The following is a 3,697-nucleotide window of genomic DNA, read 5'->3' as shown; positions in this document are numbered from 1 at the left end:
GCCGAGTTCTACCGATAGGCAATAGCCTTTATAAGAATGACACCGAACGATGCGACAGACCTAATATTGACATAATTATAATAATCAAACTTTTAATTCTCCAGCAGCTCTATGGCCTTTCAGACCCCCAGCTGGAGCTTCAGGTTGCAGACAAAATTTCATTTCGAGCCTTCCTCGGGACGACCGAAACCATCCCCCCACGATCACCAAAAAACGTATATCTCAGCGCCCCCATAATAATAGGATCGACCGATAAAAATGAGGTGACAAATTCCATGAGAAAGAGAAGATACCCATCCATATTCGACGCCTTCGAGAGCATCTTCCGGGGCTTTCCCTTCGAGGAGGAGAGGGAGGAGGGGATCTACCGGGATCCCTTCGAGGACCTGATCAGGAGATTCCAGGAGGGGATACCCGAGGATCTGAAGGATCTGGTCCGGGAGGAGGAGACCTCCGAGGGGACCGCCCGCCGTTACGGCCCCTTCGTCTACGGCTTCAGCTACACCGCAGAGCCGGGAAAGGAGCCGACCTTCCAGGAGTTCGGGAACATCCGGCCCAGTCGCGGCGGGATCGAGCCGAGTGCTGGCCGGGAGCCCCTGGTAGACGTGATGGAAGACGGCGACCTCTACAAGATCTTCGCCGAGCTTCCCGGGGTCGATAAGGAGAACATCAAGCTCGACTCGACCGAGCGAACCGTCCGGATCGAGACGACCGGCGAGAAGAAGTTCGCCAAGACTATCACCCTCGACTCTGAGGTCGACCCCGAGAGCGCCAAAGCATCGTACAAGAACGGCGTCCTCTCCATCGAGCTGGAGAAGAAGGTGAAGGCCGAGAAGGGGAAGGAGATCAAGATCGAGTAAAATCTATCTCGGATAGGTTTATACTCTTGCGAAATCTATTTTTTAATGCGGGCGCGCCGGCGGTTGCCTGCAATACCGCAGGCCAGTTGACCCAGAGACCTTCTCCTCCCCGCAAGTCTGCAAGCGACAGTTATCTGCGGTAGGTCTGCTCCCTTCCGGGCCTGAACCGGTCCCCGCAGTTGAGGTGGCCAGACCTGCCCTCCGGCAGGCCCAACCACCAATGCTGTCCCCGCAGGGCGGAGAATCACAGTCGGCAACTGGACTGAACCTGCGGCACCGCAGTCGTCCACCAGCTTCGTCCCCCGCATATCGGCGATCTCGGGTTACAGGTGACGCCGAGCCACCCGGACTAGCCCGCGGATATCAGTGTCATCTGGTGGAACATAAACCTAACGCAAGATCTTAACCGAAATTCGAACCGAAATTGGACTGAAACTTGAACCGAGGAGGCGCAAGATGATGGAAGAGATGATAGGCTTTGTGATGGGAAACAAGCAGAGGATAAGGGTGATGGAGGTCATCGAATCGAAGGGGCCCCAGCCCGCCGCCAAGATCGCCAAGTTCAGCCACCTGACCGCCCCTGCTGCTGGAAGGGTGCTGGAAGAGTTGGGGGGGAAGGGTCTCATCGAGGAGAACGATGGGGCCTGGAACTTCACCGATCTGGGGATCGAGATCCAGAAAGAGCTGAAGAAGAGGGCGTGATGAGATGGAGGTCACCGAAGCGATCCAGAAGAGGAGGAGCATAAGAAAGTACCAGAACCGGAAGGTCGATAACGACAGGCTCGACCGGGTCTTGGAAGCGGCAAGGCTGGCCCCCTCCGCCAAGAACCTCCAGGAGTGGAGGTTCGTCGTCGTTCGGGATGAGGGGAGGCGGAAGCGGCTCGCCGAGGCGGCCAAGGGCCAGACCTTCGTCGGCGATGCGCCGGTGGTGATCGCGGCCTGCGCCACGGTCACCGATTACGTCATGACCTGCGGCCAGCTCACCTACCCCATCGACCTCGCCATAGCCGTCGAGCACATGGTCCTCCAGGCGGCGGAGGAGGGGCTTGGAACCTGCTGGATCGGGGCCTTCTACGAGGAGGAGGTGAAGAAGGTCCTGAACATCCCCCCCCAGGTGAGGGTGGTGGCTCTCCTTCCCCTGGGCTACCCCGACGAGTCGCCAGCCTCGAGGCCGAGGAAGGAGATGGATGAGATCGTCGCCTTCGAGAGCTGGAAATGAGGGTCTCTTGATAGAACTCCTGGAACTTTCGCGAGGTGGTGGGGCAGATGGCGGAAAATATGGTCAAGACCGACGAGGAGTGGAAGAAGATCCTCTCCCGGGAGGAGTACATCGTCACCAGGAAGCGGGGGACGGAGCCCCCCTTCTCCGGCAAGTACTACAAATTCAAGGAGGAGGGGATCTACCGGTGCGTAGCCTGCGGAAATGACCTCTTCTCCTCGGAGACGAAGTTCGATTCGGGCTCGGGCTGGCCGAGCTTCTGGGCGCCGATATCCGAGGAGAGTGTGGATGAGAGGGAGGACAGAAGCTACGGCATGACCCGAACCGAGGTGGTCTGTGCGAGGTGCGACTCCCACCTCGGCCACGTCTTCGAGGACGGGCCTCCCCCAACGGGGCAGAGGTACTGCATCAACTCGGTGGCCCTGAAGTTCGTCCCCCGGGACGAACTCGAGTCCAAGGGATGAAGAGATCGGAGTTCGAAGGCGGATTCGTTTGACAGAGCACTTACTGGAGATGGCCGGGGCTCTGGTGAGGGTGAGTGACGGGAAGATCGAGGTTCTCTCCGAACCGAAGGTCAAATGGTGCCCCCTGCGAAGCGGCCTTTACGGCATCGAGGCTGAGTCGAGAGAGACGGTCGAATCGGTTCTGAGGGTGCATATGAAGGAGCTGGGGATGTACAGCCCCCATCGGGTCTTGGAGCTATCCGAGCGGCCCGTCAGCTTCGGCGCCTCCGAGATGATCTCCGACGGGATGAAGGAGGGGCTTGTGGACGCGGCCGTCGTCGTTTGCGAGGGGGCGGGGACGGTCGTCGCCACGAGAACCGAGGTGGTCGCCGCCCTGGGCGCCCACATGACCGGCCTGGTCAGGACAGAGCCTATCGAGGAGATCCAGGCTGGCCTTCGGGAGCGTGGATGCATCCTCCTCGACGACCGGTGTACCATCGATCAGGTCGAGGGGTACAGGAGGGCCCTTGCCGCCGGCTACGAGAGAATCGTCGTCACCATCACCGGAAGGAGGGCCTTCGAGGCCGAGGAGATCCGAAAGATGGCTTCGACTTCCGCGGGCGAGGGGCCGGTGATATTCGCGGTCCACAACCTCGACGTCGCCGAGGATCAGGCGGAGGTCTTGGCCGAAACTTGCGACGTGGTCTGGGCCTGCGCCTCGCGGACGGTCCGGGAGGTGGTGGGGAGGCAGGCGAAGCTCCAGATTGGGATATCCATACCGGTCTACGCCCTCACCGATTCGGGTAAGCGGCTGGTCCTTAACAGAGCCTTACACTTCGACGAGAGCCTGGTCATGCACAGGGCGACGCTTCCTTACGGGCCGGAGGAGAAGCTGCCGGACCCCCTCCTCTAAAGCTGCCCGACCCTATCGACCTTCAGCCCCTTATTGTCCACCTTCGTGGATATGGTCATCTTGAGTCCCATCGGCGCCAGAATCTCGGCCATCTCCGCCTCAGACCGCTCGGTGACAACGGCGATCGACGGCCCCACTGAGCTCATCCCCACAAACTCCAGCCCCGCCTCCCGCAGCCTGCTCATATGCTCGTAGATCTCAAAGCCGTGGTGCTCGACCTCGGCCCGCTTCGACCCCCGGAACTCGATCTCCCAGATGACCT

The 3,697-nt window shown here is 60.1% G+C and carries 5 protein-coding genes, 1 other RNA gene and 2 pseudogenes; 6 read left to right on the top strand and 2 right to left on the bottom strand.

What is annotated here, in order from left to right:
• Positions 1–14: 14 nt before the first annotated feature.
• Positions 15–185, top strand: a pseudogene (locus ACP5EL_RS09655) (transposase); the annotation flags it as partial.
• A gap of 90 nt (positions 186–275) precedes the next feature.
• Positions 276–860: an archaeal heat shock protein Hsp20 gene (hsp20, locus tag ACP5EL_RS09650; protein ID WP_428402300.1), complete on the top strand. Its 585-nt coding sequence runs from the start codon at positions 276–278 to the stop codon at positions 858–860.
• Between the two features lie 45 nt (positions 861–905).
• Here the strand turns inward: hsp20 and ffs are convergent.
• An RNA gene (gene ffs, locus ACP5EL_RS09645) (signal recognition particle sRNA) lies at positions 906–1,220 on the bottom strand.
• Positions 1,221–1,316: 96 nt separating this feature from the next.
• On the opposite strand from ffs, the gene ACP5EL_RS09640 reads away from it, so the two are divergent.
• The 4 genes from ACP5EL_RS09640 to ACP5EL_RS09625 are packed head-to-tail and all read left to right on the top strand — an operon-like array spanning position 1,317 to position 3,435.
• Positions 1,317–1,562, top strand: a complete 246-nt coding sequence (locus ACP5EL_RS09640) for a MarR family transcriptional regulator (protein ID WP_428402299.1) — start codon at positions 1,317–1,319, stop codon at positions 1,560–1,562.
• A 4-nt stretch (positions 1,563–1,566) separates the two neighbouring features.
• Positions 1,567–2,079, top strand: a complete 513-nt coding sequence (locus ACP5EL_RS09635) for a nitroreductase family protein (RefSeq protein ID WP_428402298.1) — start codon at positions 1,567–1,569, stop codon at positions 2,077–2,079.
• A 47-nt stretch (positions 2,080–2,126) separates the two neighbouring features.
• Positions 2,127–2,543: a peptide-methionine (R)-S-oxide reductase MsrB gene (msrB, locus tag ACP5EL_RS09630; protein WP_428402297.1), complete on the top strand. Its 417-nt coding sequence runs from the start codon at positions 2,127–2,129 to the stop codon at positions 2,541–2,543.
• A 28-nt stretch (positions 2,544–2,571) separates the two neighbouring features.
• Positions 2,572–3,435, top strand: a complete 864-nt coding sequence (locus tag ACP5EL_RS09625; RefSeq protein ID WP_428402296.1) for a methanogenesis marker 8 protein — start codon at positions 2,572–2,574, stop codon at positions 3,433–3,435.
• Here the strand turns inward: ACP5EL_RS09625 and ACP5EL_RS09620 are convergent.
• Positions 3,432–3,697, bottom strand: a pseudogene (locus tag ACP5EL_RS09620) (GHMP kinase); the annotation flags it as partial. The gene ACP5EL_RS09625 and the pseudogene ACP5EL_RS09620 sit on opposite strands and share 4 nt — an antisense overlap.

Source organism: Methanocrinis sp., from assembly GCF_049974945.1.
Classification (GTDB): Archaea; Halobacteriota; Methanosarcinia; order Methanotrichales; family Methanotrichaceae; genus Methanocrinis.
Note: the sequence above shows the minus strand (reverse complement) of the source record. Positions and strands in the feature narration are given on the sequence as shown.

Coding starts and splice junctions, on each gene's coding strand:
- hsp20 (WP_428402300.1), top strand. CDS start 276: ATGAGAAAGAGAAGATACCCATCCATATTCGACGCCTTCGAGAGCATC.
- ACP5EL_RS09640 (WP_428402299.1), top strand. CDS start 1,317: ATGATGGAAGAGATGATAGGCTTTGTGATGGGAAACAAGCAGAGGATA.
- ACP5EL_RS09635 (WP_428402298.1), top strand. CDS start 1,567: ATGGAGGTCACCGAAGCGATCCAGAAGAGGAGGAGCATAAGAAAGTAC.
- msrB (WP_428402297.1), top strand. CDS start 2,127: ATGGCGGAAAATATGGTCAAGACCGACGAGGAGTGGAAGAAGATCCTC.